This is a genomic window from Croceitalea sp. MTPC5 (assembly GCF_036985505.1).
Lineage (GTDB): Bacteria > Bacteroidota > Bacteroidia > Flavobacteriales > Flavobacteriaceae > Croceitalea.
In genome coordinates this window covers 477447-501239 of sequence record NZ_BTGQ01000002.1, presented here as the reverse complement: position 1 = coordinate 501239, position 23793 = coordinate 477447, and the positions used below count along the sequence as shown (strand labels likewise).

General features: G+C 41.7%; 15 protein-coding genes and 1 tRNA gene. 12 read left to right on the top strand and 4 right to left on the bottom strand.

What is annotated here, in order from left to right; all coding sequences use genetic code 11:
- Positions 1-137: 137 nt before the first annotated feature.
- Entirely contained in the window at positions 138-1439 is a 1302-nt protein-coding gene (locus AACM45_RS07350; protein ID WP_339141740.1) for an ATP-dependent 6-phosphofructokinase, read from the top strand.
- Between the two features lie 306 nt (positions 1440-1745).
- Here the strand turns inward: AACM45_RS07350 and AACM45_RS07345 are convergent, their stop codons facing one another.
- Both AACM45_RS07345 and AACM45_RS07340 read right to left on the bottom strand, forming a co-directional pair.
- Complete coding sequence (locus AACM45_RS07345) at positions 1746-3128, bottom strand: sugar porter family MFS transporter (RefSeq protein ID WP_339141738.1); 1383 nt, start codon at positions 3126-3128, stop codon at positions 1746-1748.
- A 33-nt stretch (positions 3129-3161) separates the two neighbouring features.
- Complete coding sequence (locus AACM45_RS07340) at positions 3162-4322, bottom strand: 3-deoxy-D-manno-octulosonic acid transferase (protein WP_339141736.1); 1161 nt, start codon at positions 4320-4322, stop codon at positions 3162-3164.
- A gap of 164 nt (positions 4323-4486) precedes the next feature.
- Here AACM45_RS07340 and AACM45_RS07335 point away from each other — a divergent pair, with 164 nt between their 5' ends.
- The 4 genes from AACM45_RS07335 (at position 4487) to AACM45_RS07320 (ending at position 9001) form a co-directional block, all read left to right on the top strand.
- Entirely contained in the window at positions 4487-5641 is a 1155-nt protein-coding gene (locus AACM45_RS07335) for a DegT/DnrJ/EryC1/StrS family aminotransferase (RefSeq protein ID WP_339141734.1), read from the top strand.
- Between the two features lie 34 nt (positions 5642-5675).
- Positions 5676-6716: a UDP-glucose 4-epimerase GalE gene (gene galE, locus AACM45_RS07330; protein ID WP_339141732.1), complete on the top strand. Its 1041-nt coding sequence runs from the start codon at positions 5676-5678 to the stop codon at positions 6714-6716.
- A 104-nt stretch (positions 6717-6820) separates the two neighbouring features.
- Positions 6821-8095, top strand: a complete 1275-nt coding sequence (locus AACM45_RS07325) for a metal-dependent hydrolase family protein (RefSeq protein ID WP_339141731.1) — start codon at positions 6821-6823, stop codon at positions 8093-8095.
- Positions 8096-8122: 27 nt separating this feature from the next.
- Positions 8123-9001 carry a carboxypeptidase-like regulatory domain-containing protein gene (locus AACM45_RS07320; RefSeq protein ID WP_339141730.1) on the top strand — a complete coding sequence of 293 codons (879 nt, stop codon included), beginning with the start codon at positions 8123-8125 and terminating at the stop codon, positions 8999-9001.
- Positions 9002-9008: 7 nt separating this feature from the next.
- On the opposite strand, the gene AACM45_RS07315 is transcribed toward AACM45_RS07320, so the two are convergent.
- Positions 9009-9539 (bottom strand): alpha-ketoglutarate decarboxylase, encoded by a 531-nt coding sequence (locus AACM45_RS07315; RefSeq protein ID WP_339141729.1) that lies wholly within the window; start codon positions 9537-9539, stop codon positions 9009-9011.
- 102 nt (positions 9540-9641) lie between these two features.
- On the opposite strand from AACM45_RS07315, the gene AACM45_RS07310 reads away from it, so the two are divergent.
- Together AACM45_RS07310 and odhB are read left to right on the top strand one after the other, a co-directional pair.
- Positions 9642-12443 carry a 2-oxoglutarate dehydrogenase E1 component gene (locus AACM45_RS07310; protein ID WP_339141728.1) on the top strand — a complete coding sequence of 934 codons (2802 nt, stop codon included), beginning with the start codon at positions 9642-9644 and terminating at the stop codon, positions 12441-12443.
- A 25-nt stretch (positions 12444-12468) separates the two neighbouring features.
- Complete coding sequence (gene odhB / locus AACM45_RS07305) at positions 12469-13689, top strand: 2-oxoglutarate dehydrogenase complex dihydrolipoyllysine-residue succinyltransferase (RefSeq protein ID WP_339141727.1); 1221 nt, start codon at positions 12469-12471, stop codon at positions 13687-13689.
- 64 nt (positions 13690-13753) lie between these two features.
- Here odhB and AACM45_RS07300 read toward each other — a convergent pair whose 3' ends face one another.
- Positions 13754-14194, bottom strand: coding sequence for a retropepsin-like aspartic protease family protein (locus AACM45_RS07300; protein ID WP_339141726.1), 441 nt, complete (start codon positions 14192-14194; stop codon positions 13754-13756).
- 225 nt (positions 14195-14419) lie between these two features.
- Between AACM45_RS07300 and AACM45_RS07295 the strand changes: the two genes are divergently transcribed.
- The 5 genes from AACM45_RS07295 to AACM45_RS07275 all read left to right on the top strand — a co-directional run bounded on the left by AACM45_RS07295 (position 14420) and on the right by AACM45_RS07275 (position 23784).
- The gene (locus AACM45_RS07295; RefSeq protein WP_339141725.1) at positions 14420-20872 is read left to right on the top strand and encodes an Ig-like domain-containing protein; all 6453 of its coding nucleotides are present in this window, start codon (positions 14420-14422) and stop codon (positions 20870-20872) included.
- A 147-nt stretch (positions 20873-21019) separates the two neighbouring features.
- The gene (locus AACM45_RS07290) at positions 21020-21787 is read left to right on the top strand and encodes a TatD family hydrolase (RefSeq protein ID WP_339141723.1); all 768 of its coding nucleotides are present in this window, start codon (positions 21020-21022) and stop codon (positions 21785-21787) included.
- Between the two features lie 5 nt (positions 21788-21792).
- Positions 21793-22824: an asparaginase gene (locus AACM45_RS07285; protein ID WP_339141722.1), complete on the top strand. Its 1032-nt coding sequence runs from the start codon at positions 21793-21795 to the stop codon at positions 22822-22824.
- A gap of 66 nt (positions 22825-22890) precedes the next feature.
- Positions 22891-22978, top strand: a tRNA-Ser gene (locus tag AACM45_RS07280).
- Positions 22979-23055: 77 nt separating this feature from the next.
- Positions 23056-23784, top strand: a complete 729-nt coding sequence (locus tag AACM45_RS07275; RefSeq protein ID WP_339141720.1) for a MotA/TolQ/ExbB proton channel family protein — start codon at positions 23056-23058, stop codon at positions 23782-23784.
- The last annotated feature ends 9 nt before the right edge of the window (positions 23785-23793 follow it).

The following is a 23793-nucleotide window of genomic DNA, read 5'->3' as shown; positions in this document are numbered from 1 at the left end:
AATCCCATTGGTATATTCCTTCCTCATTAATTTTGATAAATTTGTTAGTGAGGTGTCTAAAGAAATCTTGGTTGTAGGACTACTATTTGATTCTCGTCATGAAAGGAGTGCAAATCTTTAAATTTATATAAGCTAGCATGTTTGAGATACAGCGTTTGGGCAATCCTAAAATCAAATCACCCCTTCAGTTAAGTACGGTTAAGGGCGATAATATCTTCAATTTTGTCAATGATGAAGATAGGTTGGTATTCGACCTATCACTGGGGGCTTACGATCACTGTTTAAAGAATAATGAAAAACCTCGCTGTTTAGAGAAAGCAGGCCCAAGACAGCGAATCTATTTTAAACCGGATCAAGTTACGGCCGCTATCGTGACCTGTGGTGGGCTTTGCCCTGGAATAAACAATGTGATTCGTGGTATCGTTATGGCACTACATTATTTTTATGGTGTAAAGAACATATTGGGGGTGCCATACGGGTACGAAGGGCTCAATCCTGAAATGGGCCACGGGTTTGTAGACCTTACCCCTGATAGGGTAAAGGATATACATCAGTTTGGCGGAACCATTTTGGGCTCTTCACGTGGTGGGCAAGACATTCAAGTGATGGTCGATACCTTAGTCGATAATAACATTCAATTATTGTTTGCCATAGGAGGCGATGGAACGTTAAAAGGGGCCAATGCCATTGGTGGGGAGATTATGAAAAGGGGCCTTGATATTAGTGTTGTGGGTATACCAAAGACCATTGATAATGATATTGATATCATTGATAAATCCTTTGGTTTTGAAACTTCATTCGATATTGCAAGTCCCATTTTACGCGATGCCCATAACGAGGCTTCAGGTGCTTTCAATGGCATATCGATAATCAAATTAATGGGGCGCGATAGTGGTTTTATAGCTGCTTCAGCAGCCTTGGCGATGCCCGTAGTAAATTTTGTGCTAGTACCAGAGCTGGATTTTGACTTATACGGTAAACATGGTTTTTTAGAAGCATTGAAGAAAAGGTTGGTAGAAAAACACCATGCGGTCATCGTGGTTGCCGAAGGAGCAGGACAACATCTATTTGAAAAGGAAAGAGTTCGTACCGATGCATCGGGTAATGTGCAACACGATGACATTGGACTATTCTTGAAAGACAAAATAAAGGAGTATTTCAAAGAAAGTTTGCCAACCACCATAAAATATATAGATCCTAGTTACATCATTCGAAGTACAGCTGCAAATTCAAGTGATAGTGTGTTCTGTAGTAGTTTGGCATATCACGCCGTACACGGCGCAATGAGCGGAAAGACCAATTTTGTCGTAGGAAAGGTGAATGACAAGTTTGTCTACCTGCCGATTACTGCGGTAACCTCAAAGAGGAAGAAAATTGATTTGGAAAGTGGTTTTTGGTTTGCGGTACTTCAGAGTACAGGGCAACCTTTCGCAATGTAAATGGAAAAGCCCTCTCGATTGAGAGGGCTTTTCAATATGCACTGACTGATTTTGTAACTAGCCGATAATACCCAATTGATCTAATAAAATACAAATAGGTATGGCAATCAATATCAGAACGAGGGTAAATACCATTAAACGTAAAAACCCTACTAATAACTTATTTCCTAAAGATAGTTGTTCTCCCATCGTTGTTTAATTTGTTTCAATGTACATAATTTAATGGAAAAACGATTGATTTTGAAGGCCTTAATTCGACCAAATGCCTTGTTTTTAGTATGTTCTACAATATTTGGTATGGTAAGGTCAACGTTGCTTACGGCTGAGCTTTTTGGCTAACTCTTCCAATGAAATGCCTTTAGTCTCGGGCATGGCCAATACCACCCATAACAATTGTAAAACCATCATGGCAGAGAAGAAAATAAAGATAGGCCAAGGATTATCTTTAAAAACACCAATTTCACTATCTAAAAAAGTTGGGGTCAGCAATGTTATCAAGGCTGCGAAAACCCAATGGATCCCAGTGCCCCATGATTGCCCATAAGCACGGACTTTGTTCGGGAATATTTCAGATATGAACACCCAAATTACAGCTCCCTGACCTACGGCGTGTGATGCTATAAAGACTAAAATAAAGATTAGGAGGAGTATGGTGCTCGCCCCACTGTAAAAACACCAACCCACCATTGCCAAACTAACGATATAACCTATTGATCCAATATACATGAGTTGTTTTCTACCAAGCTTATCAATCAATGAAATACCTACAAAAGTGAACAACAGATTGATTACCCCGATTGAAATGGAGCTAAATAGTGATTCGCCAGAGGCAAGTCCTGCTCGTTCTAAAATTTCTGGGGCATAGTACAGTATGAAATTAATACCTGAAAGTTGGTTGAAAAATGCCAGAAAGAAAGCTAATAACAGTGATTTGTTGTATTTGCCTGAAAACAACTTTTCTTGAACCGTGGAAGTTGACTCTTGTAGGGCCTTCATTATTTCCGTGAGCCTATTTTTGGCTTCTTCGTGCTGGGTCCCCAATAAACTAAGTGCTTCCAAAACCTTGCTATCACTGCTTTGTTTCAATAGCAACCATCTAGGGCTATTTGGTATTTTGACCACCATTAAGGTGTAGATGAGGGCGGGCAGACCTTCCATGCCCAGCATCCATCGCCAAGCAACGTTTTCTGAAAATAAAATACCGATTAAATAGTTCGAGATAAATGCAATCAATATTCCGAATACGATGTTGAATTGATATGCCGCCGTTAACCTACCTCGATTACCGGCATTTGAGATTTCAGAGATGTATATAGGTGCTGCTACCGAAGATGCCCCGACACCGACACCACCGATAAACCTGAAAAAAGAAAAACTATAAGCCTCAGGTGCCAGTGCCGATCCAACTGCCGAGATAAAGTACAATATCCCGATCCAAAACAATGTTTTCTTTCGACCGAGCCTGTCACAAGGGACGCCACCAAACAGAGCCCCGAAAACGGTACCCCACAATGCCATTGACATAATAAAGATACCATGAAAGGTAAAAAGGCTATCGCCCAAGAACCAATTGGTACCCCAAAGCTCTTTTATGGGTTGGTTTGCACCACTGATCACAACAGTGTCAAATCCGAATAAAAAGCCTGCGAGTGCTGCGGTCAGCGATATTTGTATAATACGTTTGTCCATAGTCTGGTTGGTTTTTGTTAAAGTTAACCAAAACTAAATAAGCGAATTTATGTAATTGAGAACAAGTTCGGTTGCCCCTAGTTTTGATTTGATATAGTTGTGGTTGATGCTACCGACTTGTCGTAAAGCTTTGGGATCGGTGAAAAAGTAATCCAGTGTTTTCTTGAATTCTTCGTTGGTTTCTATAGATAGGATGCCTTTTTTCATGATGAGGTCTTCAGCTTCCTTGAATCCTGAATATTTTGGACCGATAATGACCGGAATCCCAAAAACGGCAGGTTCTAGGGTATTGTGCAGTCCAGTTGCAAATCCACCACCAACATAGGCTACATTCGCATAGCTATAGATTTTTGTCAATAGTCCGATGGTATCAACAATCAAGACATGAGCTTCTTTTAAACTCGAGACGTTTTTCGAAGAATACCTCACAACCTTCTTTTTAATGGAAGTTTCAAGCTTTTGAATGTGGTTGGTTTTGATATTGTGTGGGGCAATCACAAACTTGATTGTATTAGGGGCCTCGTTGATATATGGTGTTATCACGGCTTCATCTTCAGGCCAACTGCTGCCGACCACAAGACAAAATTCGTTGTTTACAAAATCATCCATAATATCAAGTCGATTGTCTGCTTCCAGAATCTTTGAGACGCGATCAAAACGGGTATCCCCACTTACCGTAGTATTTGAAAATCCGATGGAATTCAAAAGCGTTTTAGAATTTTCATCCTGAACAAAAAAGTGGGAGATATTCTTAAGGCTTTTTCGCATAAAACTACCAAAGGGTTTAAAATAGACTTGTCTTTTTGAAAAAATAGCCGAAACCAGAAGGGTGGGTACTTTACCTTTGTTCAATTCATGTAGGTAATTTGGCCAGATTTCGTATTTGATGAAAATAGCTAGATCGGGCTTTACCAAATCAACAAAACGTTTCGCATTGCCAGCGCTGTCCATAGGTAAATAGACAACAACATCAGCAGGGGTTTTATTTTTTTTTACCTCGTAACCCGATGGCGAAAAAAAAGAAAGTACCAAGTTGTGATTAGTATAGGTTTGTTTTAAGCGCTCTAATAGAGGAAGCCCCTGTTCGTACTCACCTAAGGAAGCCGCATGCATCCAGATGGTTTTTTGATTACGTTCAAGATGGGTTTCTAAAATGGAAAATGTTCTTTGCCTTCCCCTGACAAAAAGCTTCATTTTTGGATTAAAGAGGGCAATCAGTTTTAGATAAAACCAAGCAATATGGGTAAGTATGTTGTAGATAATCAGCAAAAAAAGTCTTTGCGCTAAAATACATTTCTTAACTGAAACCTGAATCAAGGCTGCTTATTTTGTTAGTTTTGCAACTCAAAATCATGCAGATGAAAAAGATTCAAATGGTTGACCTCGTTGGTCAATATGAAGAAATTAAAGGACAAGTGGGCGAAGCAATGCAACATGTTTTAGAGACAGCTGCATTCATCAACGGACCAGAGGTTCATGCTTTTCAGAAAGAATTGGAAGCATATCTTGGGGTAAAACACGTCATTCCATGTGCGAATGGCACCGACGCCCTTCAAATTTGCATGATGGGTTTGGGTTTGAAACCCGGTGACGAGGTAATTACAGCTGATTTTACTTTTGCGGCAACAGTTGAAGTGATTGCCTTATTGCAATTGACACCAGTTTTAGTTGATGTGGAGCCCGATACGTTCAATATCGACCCCAAAGCCATCGAGAAGGCCATTACACCCAAGACCAAAGCTATCGTACCAGTACATTTATTTGGCCAATGCGCCAATATGGATGCTATTATGCAGTTGGCCGAAAAACACGATCTTTTTGTGATCGAGGATAACGCCCAAGGTATTGGTGCCAATCACACTTTTAAAAATGGGAGTAAGGCAAAGTCAGGAACCATCGGCCATGTGGCATCAACTTCTTTCTTCCCATCAAAAAATTTGGGTTGTTATGGTGATGGAGGGGCAATATTCACCAATGATGATGACCTGGCGCATACCATTCGAGGTATGGTCAACCATGGTATGTACAAGCGTTACCATCACGATGTAGTAGGGGTGAATTCAAGATTGGATTCGTTACAGGCCGTTGTATTACGGGCCAAACTGCCAAGACTGGATGCTTATAACAATAAGCGTAGGGCAGCGGCTAGAAAATATTCCCATGCCTTTCAGGGCCACCCGGATATCGTCTTGCCCAAAACCGTGAATGGTTGCGAAGGTATCTGCGAAACATGCGATTGTCACGTGTTCCATCAGTACACCTTGCGAATTTTGAAAGAAAAAAGAGACAGTTTGGTGCAACATTTGAATGAAAACAACGTTCCCTGTGGTGTCTATTATCCGATTCCGCTACACAGGCAAAAGGCCTATGTTGATGATCGGTATGACGAAGCGGATTTTCCAGTGACCAACCAATTGGTCAAAGAAGTGATATCGCTTCCAATGCATACGGAGTTAGATGATGAACAGATAGCTTATATCACCAAATTGGTCATTGAGTTCTTAAACAGATAAATGATCATTGACTTGAATAAATAAATAACGACGGATGAAAAAAATACTAGTTACCGGTGGATTGGGGTTCATAGGCTCCCACACGGTGGTAGAACTGCAGAATGAAGGCTTTGAGGTCATCATTATAGATAATTTATCCAATTCCTCTGAAAATGTATTGGATGGTATTGAGGCAATAAGTGGAAAGAGGCCGGTTTTTGAAAAGCTAGACCTTCGTGAGAAGCAAAAAGTACAAGCCTTTTTCGCCGAACATTCCAATATTGGGGGGGTAATCCATTTTGCTGCTTCGAAAGCTGTGGGCGAGAGTGTTGAGAATCCACTGTTGTACTATGAGAATAATCTAGGGGTTTTGGTATATATCTTACAAGAACTCTTGAAGAAAGGCGACTCCAATTTTATCTTCAGTTCTTCTTGTACGGTCTACGGTCAGGCAGATCAAATGCCCATTACCGAAGATGCTCCGGTAAAACCCGCTGAATCCCCATATGGGAATACGAAACAGGTAGGCGAAGAAATCATTAAGGATACTTGTAAGGTGAATCCACAATTGGCGGCCATCGCATTGCGTTATTTTAACCCTATTGGGGCACATCCTTCGGTAGAAATAGGGGAGCTACCGCTTGGTGTTCCACAAAATTTATTGCCCTTTATCACACAAACGGGCATTGGCTTTCGTGAACAGCTTTCGGTTTTTGGGGATGACTATCCAACTGAAGACGGTACCTGTATTCGTGATTACATACATGTTGTTGATGTCGCAAAAGCGCATGTAGCAGCATTGAAACGACTTTTGAATACGGAAAACACTGAAAATTTCGAGGTTTTTAACCTTGGCACGGGAAAAGGAAGTTCGGTTCTTGAAGTGATTGGGAGTTTTGAACGGGTTACTGGCGAGAAATTGAATTACAGGATTGCACCGAGAAGGGAAGGTGATGTTATACAAGCTTATGCCGATACCAAAAAAGCCAATGATGTCTTAGGATGGAAAGCAAAATCCACACTTGATGATGCTATGAAATCAGCATGGGATTGGGAAAAGAAAATACGAAAGGGTACTGAAAAGGCTTCAGTGTAATAAAACCTTAGCAATATTACTTTTTAAAAGGAGGACGATTTCCGTCCTCCTTTTTTTATGTACCTTTTGGTCTTATTTATGTATCAGCCGAATAAAATAAGACCATGAAAAAACAGCTTTTTTTACCCTTATTCCTTATTTCTTTAATGGTATTTGCACAAGACCATTATTTGCACTGCGGAACTATCGTTGACGTTGCTACAGGTAAACTTATCACTGAAAAAACGATTATAGTTTCGGGGGATAAAATCAAAGCGATTGAATCTGGATACCTGACCGGAACCGCAAATGATATCAACATTGATTTGAAAAATAGTGTGGTGATGCCAGGTCTCATCGATATGCATGTACATATTGAAAGTGAGTTTGGCCCTAAAGTTTATATGAAACGATTTTCAGATAACGAGGCCGATACGGCTTTTGAATCTACCGTATATGCCAAAAAAACCTTAATGGCTGGTTTTACCACAATCCGTGATTTGGGTGGTAGCGGAGTGAACATTTCTTTGAGGAAAGCAATAAATAAAGGGATTGTCGATGGTCCGCGAATTTTCACCGCAGGTAAGGCGTTGGCAACGACGGGAGGGCATGCCGACCCTACCAATGGGGTCAATAAAAAACTTCTTGGCGACCCCGGCCCTAAAGAAGGGGTGGTCAACTCTGTTGAGGATGCCAAAAAAGCGGTTAGACAGCGTTATAAGAATGGTGCCGATGTTATCAAGATAACCGCAACAGGGGGCGTGCTAAGCGTTGCTAAAAGCGGTCAAAATCCACAATTCACCATCGAAGAAATAAAGGCCATCGTCTCAACTGCGAAAGATTACGGATTTTCCGTTGCGGCCCACGCACATGGTGATGAGGGTATGCGAAGGGCGGTTTTGGGCGGCGTGACTACTATTGAGCATGGTACCTTGATGGGTGAGGAGACCATGAAATCAATGATCGAAAAGGAATGCTATTTGATTCCGACGATAAGTGCGGGTAAGCAGGTCGCCGAAAAAGCCAAGGTTCCAGGTTTTTTTCCTGAGGTTGTGGCTAAAAAAGCATTGGAGATTGGCCCATTGCATCAGGCCGCGATCAATAGGGCCTATAAAAAAGGGGTCCCTATGGGATTCGGGACGGATGCCGGTGTTTTCCCCCATGGTATGAACGCCATAGAATTTGGGTATTTGCTGGAAGCTGGTATTCCGGTCATGGAATCGTTAAAAGCCGCAACACTTGTCAATGCACGGTTGTTGGGTATGGAAAATCAACTGGGACAATTAAAAGAAGGCTTTCTTGCTGATATTATCGCTGTAGCTGAAAACCCAGGGGACAACGTAAAAACCTTGGAGAGTGTGCGTTTTGTAATGAAAGGGGGAAAGGTGTATAAGCAATAGATAAATTCTTCATTTTAAAATTAAGGATTGAAATACAGCAGCATACTTCAATTGTCTTTTATTTTTTTTATTGGATACTTAGAGTCTATTTCCGGTCAAATTAAAGGTGTTATATTGGATTCTTCTTCGCTTGAAATAGTTCCTTATGCTAATATTTGGATTCAAAAAAGTGATTTCGGTGTTAACTCAGATAAAAATGGAAGGTTTATCCTGCCACAAAGACCATCGGGCAGTTCAGTGCTTTTTTCGGCTTTGGGTTACGTGTCGAAAGAAATCCAATATGGATTAGTAAATGATACCGTTTGGCTAAACCCAAAGATCATTGAACTCAACGAAGTTGTGGTCAAATTGAATATTGAGAGGCGTAAGAGAAAGGTTGTCGAAAAGATAAAACGTTCTAAGGTAGGTCATTATTTACCTGGATTTTCCTCGCCATATACCAGAATGTATGCCAAATACTTTGAATATAAAGAGGGGTATAATAAGACACCTTTTTTAAATAAAATTAGGGTTGTAAGTCGAACAGATTTGCAACATGCGCCTTTCAACATAAAATTGTTAGCTGTCGGAAGAGATGGAAAGCCATCAACGTATATTTATGAAGAGAATATTATCGGAGTGGCTGAATCGGGTAAAAAGTTAACTAAGATTGATATATCGAACCTTCAAATACCATTTCCTGAAAAAGGTTTTTTTATTGCTGTAGAATGGCTCTTAGTGAGAGGTAATCAATCCTATTATAATTCGTTTCATCCAGAGATAGGTTTTACCCAAGAGTCAACCGATTTGAATGGTTGGGAGTATAAAAACGGTTCATGGTCAAAAACTTCACCATATATAGGAGAGGTGAAATCCTTCAAAGATAAATTTAAGCTTTTAGCTGTTGAGGTTGTCCTTTCTAATTGAAATAAATCTAAAAATAAACTCGAATAAAGGGAATCAATGGGTCAATGTAAATGCTGTTTTCAGTATCATACAGCACATCATAACGAAGCCCGACGGTAACATTTCGAGAAGAATAACCAATACCTAAGAACAAGGCCGTAAACCAGTAATTTTCTTCAAAACTTCCGGCAACAAGCGTTTCGATTCGTTGGTTTACACGCCACTGTTCCAATTCCGCTGAAAGTTGTATTTGAGGGATAGGATTGAAAAAATTCAATAGGCTCCCTCCGTACGCAATCAGCCTGTCGTCATCGAATTTAGAATAATTAAAGTTCAATCCTATTCCCGTGGCAAAGTCAGTGTTGACCTGATAAAGTGCACTGGGTGCTAGTGAAATGTTAAAGGCGTTATTTGAAACCCCCAAACCAAGTCCCCCTCCGTACCTCACATTTTGCCAAAAATCACTGGTCCCCGTTTGTTGTGAATAAGCACGAGTGTCGTTGAAGAGTAGTATGCAAAACATAATTTTTATGCCTAAAAGAAATTGTTTTGGGGTCATAGCCAAAAGTTTTTCGGTTTGTATTCCACAAGATAAGGTGATATAGGCGATTTGTTGTATTTTTGGTATAAATTCGATGGCACTTTTTGGTAAAGTAAAACAATGGATAAATATTCCTTTTTAAACGCCGCACACACCGCTTTTTTTGCGGAATTATACGATAAATACACTAAAAATCCCGATAGTATTGAGCCAAGTTGGCGTGCTTTTTTTCAGGGTTTTGATTTTGGTATCGAAAGTTCACTTGATGGGCTTGATATCGCTATGGATTCCAATGGCGGGACTACGCTCGTTAATGGGCAACAAGTCGTAGTACCCGACTCGTTGCAAAAAGAGTTTCAGGTAATACGGCTTATTGATGGTTACCGTTCGCGCGGCCATTTGTTTACGCAGACGAATCCGGTAAGGGAACGAAGGCAATACGAACCCACACTAGCCCTTGAAAATTTTGGTCTTTCATCAAATGATTTAGATACTGTTTTTGATGCAGGTAGTATTATCGGTATCGGTTCAAGTTCCCTAAGCCAGATCATAGCACATCTTGAGAGCATTTACTGTGATGCCATCGGCGTCGAATATATGTACATTCGTACTCCTGACCGTATTCAATGGATACAAGATTGGTTGAACGTCAACCATAACCATCCAAAGTTTTCCCCTGATGAAAAAAGGAATATACTTCGAAAACTCAACGAAGCGGTTTCTTTTGAGGGTTTTTTACATACAAAGTATGTAGGGCAGAAGCGTTTTTCCCTCGAAGGGGGCGAGTCACTGATTCCTGCTTTGGATGTTATCATAGAAAAAGCTGCCGATAATGGCGTTAAACAATTCGTGATGGGTATGGCCCATAGGGGTAGGCTGAACGTACTGACCAATATTTTCGGAAAATCGCCAAAAGATATCTTCAGTGAATTTGACGGTAAAGATTATGAAGAGGCAATTTTTGATGGAGATGTCAAATATCATTTAGGATGGACCTCGATGCGTGAAACAGATTCGGGTAAAATGGTCAATATGAACATCGCCCCCAATCCTTCGCATCTAGAAACGGTCAATGGCATTGTTGAGGGTATTGCCAGGGCCAAACAAGATAAAGACCACAGCGATAACAGTTCAGAGGTACTACCTATTCTAGTGCACGGTGATGCGGCATTTGCCGGTCAAGGGGTAGTTTATGAAATTGTGCAAATGGCCCGATTGGAAGGGTATCAAACAGGAGGTACCATACATATTGTAGTGAACAACCAAATCGGGTTTACCACCAATTATCTTGATGCGAGGTCATCTACATACTGTACCGATGTCGGTAAGGTCACCTTATCACCGGTACTTCATGTGAATGCCGATGACGCAGAGGCCGTCGTTCACGCCGCCACCTTTGCGCTGGAATACCGCATGCGGTTTAAACGTGATGTGTTTTTAGACCTATTGGGGTATCGAAAGTATGGGCATAATGAAGGCGATGAACCTAAATTTACACAACCCCTGCTATACAAGGCCATATCAAAACATCCCAACCCTCGGGATATTTATGCTGAAAAGTTGATTTCCGAAGGCATCATCGATGGGGACTATGTAAAGAAATTGGAAGCGGACTATAAGAAAAGCTTGGAAGAAGATCTTATGGATTCGCGCAAAATAGAAAAAACCAGGATCACACCGTTCATGAACGATGAATGGGAAGGTTTTCAACAGAAGACCGAAGATGCCATGCTGAAGCCAATTGCTACAGCCTATGATATCAAGAAATTGGATGCGGTAGCCAAAAGTATTACCACATTGCCAGAAGACACTAAGTTCTTGCGTAAACTGGAACGCTTGGTGCAAGGACGCCATAAAATGTATTTTGAAGACAATAAGTTGGATTGGGCCATGGGTGAATTATTGGCCTACGGTTCTTTGCTTGAAGAGGGTTTTGATGTTAGAATGACGGGTCAAGATGTCGAAAGGGGTACCTTTTCGCATCGGCATGCGGTCATTAAGACGGAAATGCACGAGAAAGAGCTTATACTGTTGAACGAGCTGGGAAAGAATCAGAATGGCAAATTCCATATTTACAATTCATTGCTTTCAGAGTATGCGGTGATGGCCTTTGATTATGGTTATGCGATGGCAAGCCCCAATACACTGACGATTTGGGAAGCACAATTCGGTGATTTCAGTAACGGTGCCCAAATTGTTATCGACCAATACCTGTCTTCGGCCGAAGACAAATGGAAACTGCAGAACGGTCTGGTATTGTTGTTACCCCACGGTTATGAAGGCCAAGGTGCAGAACACTCTTCTGCTCGAATGGAAAGATACTTACAACTATGTGCCAAAGATAATATGTACATGGCCGATGTAACGACACCAGCGAACATGTTTCACTTATTACGAAGACAAATGAAGGCTGAGTTTAGAAAGCCTTTAGTGGTATTTACGCCTAAGAGTTTATTGCGTCACCCTAAAGTAGTCTCTACGAAAGAAGAAATGGCCGAGGGTGGTTTTCAAGAGCTGATAGATGATAAAAATGCGAAGGCGGAAAAGATAAAAACCTTGGTTTTTTGTACCGGAAAGTTCTATTATGATCTTTTGGGCAAACAAGAGGAGCTAGGTCGTGACGATGTGGCCTTGGTGCGTTTAGAACAATTGTTTCCCTTGCCAGTGTCGCAGATGCGCGAAACCATCTCAAAGTACAAAAATGCCAAAGATGTGGTATGGGCTCAAGAAGAACCTAGAAACATGGGGGCTTGGGGGCATTTATTGATGCATTTCGAAGAAGCCAAAACCTTCAGGGTCGCTTCAAGAAGATTTTATGGGGCCCCTGCTGCCGGTAGTGCCGTGAGGTCGCAACGTAGGCATTCTGAAGTAATTGAATATGTCTTTGACAAGAAGAAAGATAATTTTGAAACAAGAAAATAACGAACTCGAAATAAAGTAACAAAAGATGATTCTAGAAATGAAGGTCCCCTCACCGGGAGAGTCAATAACGGAAGTGGAGATTGCGGAATGGTTGGTACAAGATGGGGATTATGTAGAAAAAGACCAAGCAATTGCCGAGGTAGACTCCGATAAAGCCACCTTGGAATTGCCTGCTGAAGAAAGTGGTATCATAACGTTAAAGGCAGAAGAAGGGGATGCGGTTGCCGTTGGTGAGGTAGTTTGTTTGATTGATACCAGTGCAGAAAAACCAGCTGGTAAAGAAGAACCGGAAACCAAAGGGGAAGTAAAGGAAGCACCCAAAAAAGAGGCTGCGGCGGCAGCGCCTGTTGAAAATAAAAAGGAATCCTATGCTACTGGTTCCCCATCACCTGCTGCAAAAAAAATACTTAATGAAAAAGGCATAGCAGCTTCTTCAGTATCGGGTACGGGCCGTGACGGCCGTATAACCAAAGGGGATGCTGTTGCAGCCGTACCTTCAATGGGTACACCTGCCGGTGGAAATAGGGGTGAGTCACGTTCGAAACTATCCATGCTTCGCAGAAAGGTTGCAGAACGTTTGGTTTCCGCTAAAAACGAGACCGCTATGTTGACTACCTTCAATGAAGTCGATATGTCGCCCATTTTTGAGCTCAGAAAAGAATATAAAGAAGCTTTCAAAGAAAAACATGGGGTGAGTCTAGGGTTCATGTCCTTTTTCACGAAAGCCGTTGTACGGGCATTGGAAATGTTTCCTGCGGTAAACTCCATGATTGATGGCAAAGAAATGATTTCTTATGATTTCTGTGATATCAGTATAGCGGTTTCAGGCCCGAAAGGTTTGATGGTGCCTGTTATCAGAAACGCTGAGAATTTATCATTCAGGGGTGTCGAATCTGAGGTGAAACGTTTGGCATTGCGCGCCAGGGATGGGGAAATTACCGTGGACGAAATGACTGGGGGTACCTTTACTATTTCAAATGGCGGGGTCTTTGGATCCATGCTTTCTACTCCGATTATAAATCCACCGCAGAGTGCCATATTGGGAATGCATAATATCGTTGAGCGCCCAATCGTAAAAGATAGCTTAATAGCCATAGCCCCAATCATGTATGTAGCGTTATCTTACGATCATAGAATCATCGATGGCAAAGAATCGGTTGGTTTTTTGGTCGCGATAAAAGATGCTTTAGAAGATCCAGTAGAACTATTAATGGAAGGGGATGCTAAGAAAGCCCTTGAACTTTAATTAAGACCATGGTATTTGTAGAAAGGGAGCGATGAAAGCTCCCTTTTTTGTTTTGATGGTATTGCTATACCTTTAAATAGAGCTGCCTTTTATCATAATCGATAATGGCTTTCCCTTTTTTAAGGATATCGGCCCCTATGATTCCGTCCACAGGTTCCACATGATGGTTGGCCAGTGCCTGATTGACATGGACCAAATCAAAAAGGACCAGTTTATGTTTCTTTTTTTTCCAACTCCCAATTTGAACTTTATTTTTTTTAGAGACAAGGGTTTCCATTTCTGCTGATCCCGCTCCGGCCGCTTTGATATCGGAGGCTTCTGGGGTAAGTTTGAAATAATCGATCTTATCCATACCGATACAGGTGTTTGAAGCACCGGTATCTAAGATAAACCTACCACGCACTGTATTGATTTTTGCCGTTATTTCGAAATGGTTCGTTTTGGCCATGATGATGGCAATTTTTACATACCCTTTTTCTTTAAGCAATTTGCTTAGTGATCTCATTTACGGATGACATGGTTATACGTTTTTAAAGAACGTCAAAAAAATCCAAAATATGGGATAATCGTGCAGTTCATCGAAAAAAAGCAATAAGCATGTCGTTTACTTCGGATTAATCTAAAATAAAGTACTAAATTTTAACGCTTAATTAAGAATTTCCTCACAATTGAACACTGTATGGCTTTCTTGATTTAACAAATCATTTAGTATTAACCAAACCCCACAAAAATGAAACAAAACTATTTTTGTCGCGGTAGTTTCGGACAGGTTTTTCTGACCAAGTTCCATACAACCGTAAGTATTATTTTGATTGCATTTTTAGGCTTGAGCACTGTTCAGGCCCAAGAAATGAAACGAATACCTGGAGAGGTAATCGTAGAACCAATACCAAAAGACCTCAAAGATGCCAACTCTCGAATGGCAATGAGGCAAATGAGCAATGAAGGTGGTCTGGTCAGTTTGGCGGCCCAGAGACCCGCTACGGCCGATCTTCAAATTACCTTTGGCCCAGGTGCCCAAGGAAATGAAGAGGTACAAGAAGCTTTTCAATTTGCCCTGGATATTTGGGCGCGTGAGATCGTATCATCGGTACCTATTCAAATCTTTGCCGATTTTGCCGATCTAGGGCCAGGAGTACTCGCAAGCGCGGGTCCAACGACCTTGGTAAGCAATTTTCCAGGGGCTCCCCTAGAAGATGTATTTTACCCAATAGCTTTGGCAAGTTCGTTGGCGGGTACCGATTTGGCGCCCGATACCGAATTTGATCTGGTCATCAATCTTGGAAATGGTATTCCATTTTATTTTGGCACTGATGGCAATACGCCTCCCGGTCAATTTGATTTTGTGACCATTGCCCTTCATGAAGCGGGTCACGGACTCGGTTTTATTGATGGAGGAAACGTGGATGGCTCGGGAACAGGTAGTATCAATGGTGGTGGTAATCCCTTCGTTTTTGATATTTTCATAGTAGATGGTTCAGGTAATTCCGTTTTGGATATACCTAACCCTTCCGAAGAACTTGGTGATTTTTTTACTAGTGGAGATGTCTTTGTGAACGGCCAGTTTGCCAGAGAAGCCCTGAATGGTAACAATCCTGAGTTATTTGCCCCTAACCCATTTCAAGGTGGGTCGAGTATTGCCCATTGGGATGAGGCTGTATTTCCTACGGGAGACCCGAACTCCCTTATGACACCGCAGGCCGCTCCTGCAGAATCTAATTTTGATATTGGGGATATTACCCGTGGACATTTCAGGGATATGGGATGGGTTTTGGCCGAACAGGCACCTATTGCCGTAGTCCCCTCAGTAATCTCGGAAGAATTGAATGTTGGTGAGTCACTAATAGTTGATTTGACCGTGAACAATATTAGTGAGGCGGCGGTTGACGTTGTGGTGACACCTAGTGACGATGCTATTATTTTTGGCGAGATAAGTCCAGCTGAGTTTACCTTGGCTTTAGACGGTTCTGCCACGGTATCGGTAGAGTTGATTACAGCCGATGTGCCCGCAGGTATTTATGAGGAAGTACTTACGTTTGCAAGTGAGGGTTCTGACCTTACTTTTCAGGTGCCAGTTACCTTGCGTGTTCTTGATGGTACCGAAGTACCTATCATAGAGGTTGATCCTTCGGTATTTGAACTAACTGTTGAACAGTTTCAAATCGAAACTAGGGATTTGGCCATCAATAATATTGGTAATGATGATTTGAGTGTTTTCTTGACCGTTGATCAAAACAATAACGGAGCCGAATTCGCAAAAAGGGCAAAAGCTTTTGATGCCAGTATTGCCACCAATGGAATGAAATCCATAAAAATTGGCCCTACACGTATTAAAAATAAACTAAGTGCCCTGAAAACCGTAGACGGTAGTTTTAATCAAGTCGTCACTGATTTGTTTGCTGAAGATTTTGAAAGTTTCGTTCAAGGTGATATCAATGGACAAGAGGGCTGGTTTGCACAAGGTATTGGTGTATGGACCGTATCAGGTGAGGATGCTTTTGAAGGTGACCAACATCTTCGCGCCATATCCGATGGTTCGGCAGCCCAATCGATTGCATTAAGTCCAAACTTTACATTAGCAGAATCCCCGTTTTCCGTATTGACCGCCCAGGTCAATGTCGAGGGAAGTGGTGTGACTTGGGAGATTATTCCACAGAATACCGTTGAAGGACTGGTTGCGACACGGCTGCGTTTTAACGGCGATGGATCGGTTGATGTGCTAGATGGCGGCGTTGGTGCTTTTGTGCCTATAGACGCCACCGTTCCTGAAGGATATTTTGAAGTGCGTATCGTTGTAGATCGCGATACTTTGGCTTTGAGTGTATTCTTTAATGGTATGTTGGTCCACTCTGGTCAAAGTTTTGCTACGGCCATTGATAATGTAGCCCTTTTATCGTTACTTGAGGCAGAGGGCTCTACCTTTGATGTTGATAATTTGCAGGTCATTGATGGTGATGAAGATGCCTTTTTTCTATCAGTATCACCACAATCGGCTGAAGTACCTTTCGGTGGTTCAACAACAGCTACGGTAACCTTTGATGCCCGTACATTGGAACCTGGTATGTACAATGCTGCTATCAATATCTCTAGTAATGACCCTGCGAATCCATTTATCGTTGTGCCTGTGAGCCTAACTGTAGTAGGTCCACCGGTAATCCTGATAAATCCTGGGTCGTTGAGTGCAGCGGTCGATATAGCGGTTGATGATCCGCCTACGGCTGAAAGAACATTGACAATTTCGAATACTGGTAGTAACCCCTTGGAGTTTACCACATCTATAGGTGCTCCAACCTTCACACCTCCCGAAGATGAAGCCAATGATGCACTTTTGGCGCAATTGGACAGAAGTATTTATGGTGGCGGATCAGCATCGAGTGGTAGCTATAAAGCGGTAGAAGTAACCCAAAAGACCAAGAAATTTGAGGTCAATAGTGTAGGGAATACCATTTTGGAGAATGCTACCCAAGTAACAGATTCACTATTTTATGACACCGGTATAGATTTTCCAAATGGCTTCGGTGGTATTGAAGGGGTCGGTATATCGACTGCCGTCCTTTTTGTTGTAGATTCTGAGGAATTTACGTTGACTTCGTTTAGAAATGCTTACAGAACCGAAGATGTTGTTGGTTCTTCCATACTGTTGCAAATATATAGTGGAGGCGAAACACCAAATCAAGGCGAGCTTATTCATGAGCAAGTATTTACAGGCGATAGCCCTGATGGGGTATTTGCTTTAGAAACCCTTAATAGACCCTTTACTTTTGAACAGGGTGAATCATTCTGGGTGGTACACAGTTACTCTTCAGAAATAGGTTTTCCGCAAGGTCAAGATGATAATGTTGCGAATACCGTACCTGGTGTCTATGCATTTAGTACCGATGGAGGAGAGACTTTTACCCTTCTCGATGGTTTTGCATTCTTGACGCGTGCGTTGAGTGAAACGGAACAGTATATTTCCTTGTTGCCAAATTCAGGCACCGTTGCACCAGGGGAGTCTGTTGATGTGACGGTAACCTTTGATGGAAGTTTGTTGGCAAATGGCACGTACGAGAGCGATATCGTCTTTAATAGCAATGACCCCATTGCGCCGAGTGTTGCCGTACCCACTACCTTTCAGGTTTCAGGTCAAACTACCGATATCTCGATTTCAGACGAGGTTTTACTTTTCAACGACGTATTTGTTGGAAATTCTGCTGAACGTACTTTTACGATTACCAATTCAGGAGTGGGTAATTTGACAATTTCATCAATTGCATCTGACAATAATGATTTTACTGTTGAACCTTCTTCTGGAAGTTTGATTTCTGGAGAACAACTCGAGGTTACCGTTACATTTTCACCTTCAACCGTTGGTAGTGGTAATGGGGTAATTTCGATAACCAGTGATGCAGAAGGGAATAACCTTGCTGAGGTATTGGTCAATGGTGTGGGGGTTAGTGGTCCTTTCGCCGTATTGGAACCTGAGCAAAATGAGGTCACGTTGAATACTGGTGAGACCCGACCATATGAATTGACATTGCGCAACGAGGGGGAATCTCCCATGACGTATTCTTTTCCAGAATTTATTGTTGCCAATGCCATGACGGATCCTAATGCAAACTTCCAAAAATCAGAAGTGTTGGATTTTCCAAACTTTTCCAGAAACCAGTCTAAAGGTTTTAAAGACACCCGTGTTGGTGCACCTGTTAAATCGGCCATGGGTACTGATTTGGAATTCGGTTATACTTGGATTGATAGCAACGAGCCAGGTGGACCCGTAAATGCCTTTTTTGATATTTCTCAAGGCATAGGTCAAGACATTACCTCGTTTTTGATTGATGCAGGAGGTTTCGCAGATGCAACCGCAAGCCTTACCCTGCCTTTTCCCTTTCCATTTTATGGTGGGGAAAACGAAACACTTTTCATTAACGCCAATGGTTTCTTGGCCTTTGAACTACCGACCGGTCTCACTTTTATCAATGACCAGATTCCTGTTGAAGATAGTGTAAACAATATCATTGCACCTTTCTGGACGGATTTGGAGCCTGGGACAGGTGACGGAGGTACGGTACACATCGCAGGAAATGATGAACTCTTTATTATTCAATGGACTGATGCTCCGGGATTTTTTACAACCGGTACGGTAACATTTCAAGTGATTATATTTTCTGACGGTACTATTGACGTATACTACGATGATGTGGAAAATGCCTCATTCGTGGCGGCTGCTACCGTAGGTATTGAAAATTCAGGTGCTACCGACGGTGCCCAGGTTGCGTTCAATACGCCCTATGCTACTGATGGTCTGGCATTGCGTTTCATTCCACCTGCTCCAGAACTTCCTTCGGTAATTACAGCGGTATCCCCGTTGTCCGGAGTGTTGGGGGCTGGGCAAGAAGAAACCATAACGGTTACCCTGGACGCCGGTGATTTGGAACCTGCAGTTTATTTAGATGAACTTATGGTTTCCAGCAATTCGACTGATTTAAGTAGAAGCACTGCCTTTTTCGAGGTAACGGTAGTTGAACCTGTCGCACAGATTGTCGTGACGCCAGATGCTTTGGATTTTGGCGAAGTATTTGTTGGTAATACGGGTCAAGAAACGATAACCATCGAAAACATAGGTTCTTTACCTTTAGAGATTACGAATATCACATTGTTGAATGGAGCTGAATTTTCTTTTAACGATGTAACAATTCCATTTGTTTTAGAGCCTGGTGAATCGCAAGAGGTCGCTATAAGTTTTGAACCTTCGAGTGAGCTAATGTTTACTGATGATTTGATTATTAACAGTAATGATACCACAGGTAATCAAGAGGTCACCGTATCCTTGACAGGTACGGGGGTTGTAGATGATCCAATATTGAGTTTTATTCTGATCAATGCCGATACCAATATGGCCATTGGCCCTATAAATGATGGCGATGTAATAAACCTTGCTGATTTTCCGACAAGTACTGAATTCAATATCGAAGTACTTACCGGTGATTTGAATGTTGAAAGCGTCATTTTCGACTTTAATGCCAGTCAAGGTTTCAGAACGGAAAATGTAGCGCCATATGCATTGGCAGGTGATCGCTCTGGTAATTTCTTTGGTCTAGACTTCCCGATAGGTGTCAATTCCGTTACGGCAACAGCGTTTACGGGCAATGGCGGATCTGGTGATATCAGCGCTTCAGAGAGCATAACTTTTGAGGTTATCGAAGATTTTACTAATGCAACAATCGAGCTAATATTGGTCAATGCCTCTACTGAGGAATCCCTCGGGGTATTGCAAAACAATGCAACAATCGATTTAGCAGATTTTCCGGAAGGAACTGAGTTTACGGTTGAGGCCTTAGTGACAGGATTTAATGACGAAAGTGTCGTGTTCGATTTAAACCAAGTTGTTGGGTTTAGAACGGAGAATTTTGTGCCTTACGCCCTTGCAGGCGATTCGAATTCAAACTTCTTCGGTGCACCATTCGTTCTTGGTTCCAATACGATAGTGGCTACTGCTTTCAATGGTAATGGTGGTAACGGTGCTCAGGGACCTTCGATTGATCTTACTTTTGAACTCTTGGATTCGGGTGATGATAATACCCCTGACGAGACGGACATTGGTCTTGTTCTTATTGATGCTGATACCGATACACCAATAACCAGTATTGTGGAAGGTCAAGTAATTGATTTGTCTGAATTGAATGGTATAGGTTTAAGTATTGAGGCTGTTGTAGACTTACCTGATGTGGGTAGCGTTCGGTTCGATTTTAATGGTACCAACAATTTTAGGACGGAAAATGTGTTTCCTTATGCGCTCAATGGCGACAGAAACGGCGACTTTGACGCAATTGACCTAGCCCTTGGAAACAATACTATTACGATAAGCGTTTTTGAAAAAAGAAACAGGAGGGGAGCACTGTTGCAATCATTGACCTTAAATTTCACGGTGATTGGCACGGAAATGGATTTGGCTGTACAAATGAGCCCTAACCCATCGTCTGATCTTGTTGAGCTAACATTGGCCAAAGGGCAACGTCAGCAATTGAGCGGAACGCTCTTTAACTTATTTGGTCAAGCGGTTTATTCAAATCTGGATTTTGACCTCAAGCCAGGGAATAGCGTATCCATAGATGTTTCAAAATTGGCGCAAGGCGTTTACATTCTTGAGCTGCGAAACCAAAAAGGTGCAATTGTTTCACAGAAAAAATTGGTGAAGCGATAGACTGATTTTTTATATTATTTAGTAATTAGGGTGAAGTTATTGACTTCGCCCTTTTTGCTTTTACACATTTCGCTTCAAGGGTATCTTTTTTAAGATTACTTGAACATCTTGCGTATTTGAATAAAAAGATAACTTTATTTTTGCCTTATGATATTGACAGATACCCACGCCCATTTGTACAGCGAGGCATTTGATGATGACCGTGATGCGATGATTGCCAGGGCTATGGATGCAGGGGTGAAACGATTTTTTTTACCGGCGATAGATTCGACCTATACCACCGCCATGCACGAACTACAGGCAAGATATCCTGAAAATATTTTTCTGCTTACAGGTTTGCACCCTACACACGTAAAAGAAAACTATCAAAAAGAGTTGAAACATGTTTCACAACAGCTTGAAACGGGTAAATATGTTGCAGTGGGTGAAATAGGGATTGATCTCTACTGGGACAAGACCTTACTCAAGCAGCAGCAAGAAGCTTTTGTATTTCAAATCCACCTGGCCAAGAAGTATGGACTGCCCATAGTTATCCACTGTCGAGAGGCATTTGATGAGATTTTTGAAATTTTAGAACAGGAAAAAGGAGAAGGACTTTCTGGTATCTTTCACTGTTTTACGGGCACGGAACAACAGGCATTAAAAGTCATAGATTACAATATGAAATTGGGAATCGGGGGGGTAGCTACCTTTAAAAATGGTAAGATAGATCGGTTTTTACGCAATATTGCCCTAGAAAACATAGTGTTGGAAACAGATGCCCCTTATTTGGCGCCGGTTCCTTACAGGGGTAAACGAAATGAAAGTGCGTACCTTGTGAATGTTTTGGAAAAATTGGAGTCTATTTATGATAAGAATGCCGATAGTATCGCAGCAATAACCACCGAAAATTCAAAGCAAATCTTCGGCATATAATAGCCATGGGGAAAATACCAAGTATTTTGATGATCTACACTGGCGGCACCATAGGTATGGTCAAAGACTATGGTACCGGTGCTCTAAAGGCGTTTGATTTTGAAGGCTTGCTTAAGTATATTCCAGAACTAGGTCAGCTGACTTGCAATATTAAAAACACCTCGTTGATAGATCCTATTGATTCGTCGAATATGAATCCAGCGTATTGGGAGGAGCTTGTTTCGATTATAGAGACGCATTACCATGACCATGACGGTTTCGTGGTGCTTCATGGAAGCGATACGATGAGTTATTCGGCCTCAGCCGTAAGTTTTATGCTCGAAAACCTGAACAAACCCATAATCTTTACAGGTTCCCAGCTTCCAATAGGCGACCTCAGGACGGATGCCAAGGAAAATTTGATTACGGCCCTGCAAATAGCTGCCGCGCAAGAGCGTGGAAAGCCAATAATACGAGAGGTCTGTCTGTATTTTGAATATAAACTTTACAGGGGCAACAGAACGACAAAAATAAATGCGGAACATTTTGAAGCATTCAATTCGCCAAATTATCCATCATTGGCGGAGTCTGGGTTCAATTTGAAAATCCATCATGCCAACTTGTTGGTCAGGCCCAAGAAACCCAAAGCCTTGGTAGTCCATAAGAAAATGGACCAAAACGTTGCCATTTTAAAGTTGTTTCCGGGTATGGGTGCGGTATTGCTCGATTCGATACTTCGAACACCCCAGCTGAAAGTATTGATTTTAGAGACTTACGGCGCAGGAAATGCCCCTACTGACGAATGGTTTTTAAATACTTTGGAACAAGCAATAAAAAGCGGTATACATATAATCAATGTGACACAATGTGCTGGCGGAAGTGTCGTGATGGGGCATTATGAGACTAGTAAACGATTGTCTCAAATACAACTTATTGACGGTAAAGATATTACGACTGAAGCGGCAGTGACAAAAGCAATGTACCTAGTCGGAAGCGGGGTTTCAGATGCTTTGTTCAAGACCGTTTTCGAAACTTCATTACGAGGGGAAATGCATTAAATTAACGTGTTAAATTTTATTAACTAATTATTTTTTTGTTTATTGGTCGGCCTAACTATTTAAACTAGAGAGGTGGCCGAGTGGTCGAAGGCGCACGCCTGGAAAGTGTGTATACACCAAAAGTGTATCGAGGGTTCGAATCCCTTCCTCTCTGCTGTTTATTTAATTTTTTAATTGCGAAATTTTTATATCTTTAACATTATTAACTAACTAATTTTAAGTTTGAACACGATGAAAAAAATATCCCTTACTCTGGCTACTGCCGGAATGTTTATTTTAGGTACGACTACAGCTTCAGCTGCGATGATACAAGATGCACCGGAAGCAAGCAAAGGTTTTACCCAAGTTTTAAAAGAACAATTCATTCAGGGTGGTCCATCTTTTATGGGTATCGTATTGTTATGTTTGATTTTAGGTTTGGCCGTCGCGATTGAGCGTATTATTTACCTTAATATGGCCAGTACCAACTCTGCCAAATTAAAGCAACAAGTTGAAGATGCATTGGCATCAGGAGGTGTTGAGGCTGCAAAAGAAGTCTGTAGAAATACAAAAGGCCCGGTAGCATCAATATTTTATCAAGGTCTTGATAGGGTAGGTGAAGGTTTGGATTCTGCCGAGAAAGCCGTTGTAGCCTATGGTGGTGTTCAGATGGGTCAATTAGAGAAGAACGTTTCTTGGTTGTCTTTGTTTATCGCTATTGCCCCGATGCTTGGTTTCATGGGTACGGTAATTGGTATGATTCAAGCTTTCCAAAAGATTGCAGCGGTAGGTAACTTAAGTGCATCGCTTATCGCAGGTGATATCCAAGTGGCATTACTGACCACGGTATTTGGTCTGATTACTGCAATTATCCTACAGATTTTTTACAACTACATTATTGCCAAAATCGATAGTATCGTAAATGATATGGAAGACTCTTCAATCTCATTGATTGATATGTTGGCTGCCCATAAAAAGTAATTGATAATA

Bases quoted from the DNA above. Each gene is read 5' to 3' on its own strand.
- odhB (WP_339141727.1), top strand. From the start codon at position 12,469: ATGATTCTAGAAATGAAGGTCCCCTCACCGGGAGAGTCAATAACGGAA.
- AACM45_RS07315 (WP_339141729.1), bottom strand. From the start codon at position 9,539: ATGACCCCAAAACAATTTCTTTTAGGCATAAAAATTATGTTTTGCATA.
- galE (WP_339141732.1), top strand. From the start codon at position 5,676: ATGAAAAAAATACTAGTTACCGGTGGATTGGGGTTCATAGGCTCCCAC.
- AACM45_RS07300 (WP_339141726.1), bottom strand. From the start codon at position 14,194: ATGAGATCACTAAGCAAATTGCTTAAAGAAAAAGGGTATGTAAAAATT.
- AACM45_RS07335 (WP_339141734.1), top strand. From the start codon at position 4,487: ATGAAAAAGATTCAAATGGTTGACCTCGTTGGTCAATATGAAGAAATT.
- AACM45_RS07275 (WP_339141720.1), top strand. From the start codon at position 23,056: ATGAAAAAAATATCCCTTACTCTGGCTACTGCCGGAATGTTTATTTTA.
- AACM45_RS07310 (WP_339141728.1), top strand. From the start codon at position 9,642: ATGGATAAATATTCCTTTTTAAACGCCGCACACACCGCTTTTTTTGCG.
- AACM45_RS07340 (WP_339141736.1), bottom strand. From the start codon at position 4,322: ATGAAGCTTTTTGTCAGGGGAAGGCAAAGAACATTTTCCATTTTAGAA.
- AACM45_RS07325 (WP_339141731.1), top strand. From the start codon at position 6,821: ATGAAAAAACAGCTTTTTTTACCCTTATTCCTTATTTCTTTAATGGTA.
- AACM45_RS07350 (WP_339141740.1), top strand. From the start codon at position 138: ATGTTTGAGATACAGCGTTTGGGCAATCCTAAAATCAAATCACCCCTT.
- AACM45_RS07285 (WP_339141722.1), top strand. From the start codon at position 21,793: ATGGGGAAAATACCAAGTATTTTGATGATCTACACTGGCGGCACCATA.
- AACM45_RS07290 (WP_339141723.1), top strand. From the start codon at position 21,020: ATGATATTGACAGATACCCACGCCCATTTGTACAGCGAGGCATTTGAT.
- AACM45_RS07295 (WP_339141725.1), top strand. From the start codon at position 14,420: ATGAAACAAAACTATTTTTGTCGCGGTAGTTTCGGACAGGTTTTTCTG.
- AACM45_RS07345 (WP_339141738.1), bottom strand. From the start codon at position 3,128: ATGGACAAACGTATTATACAAATATCGCTGACCGCAGCACTCGCAGGC.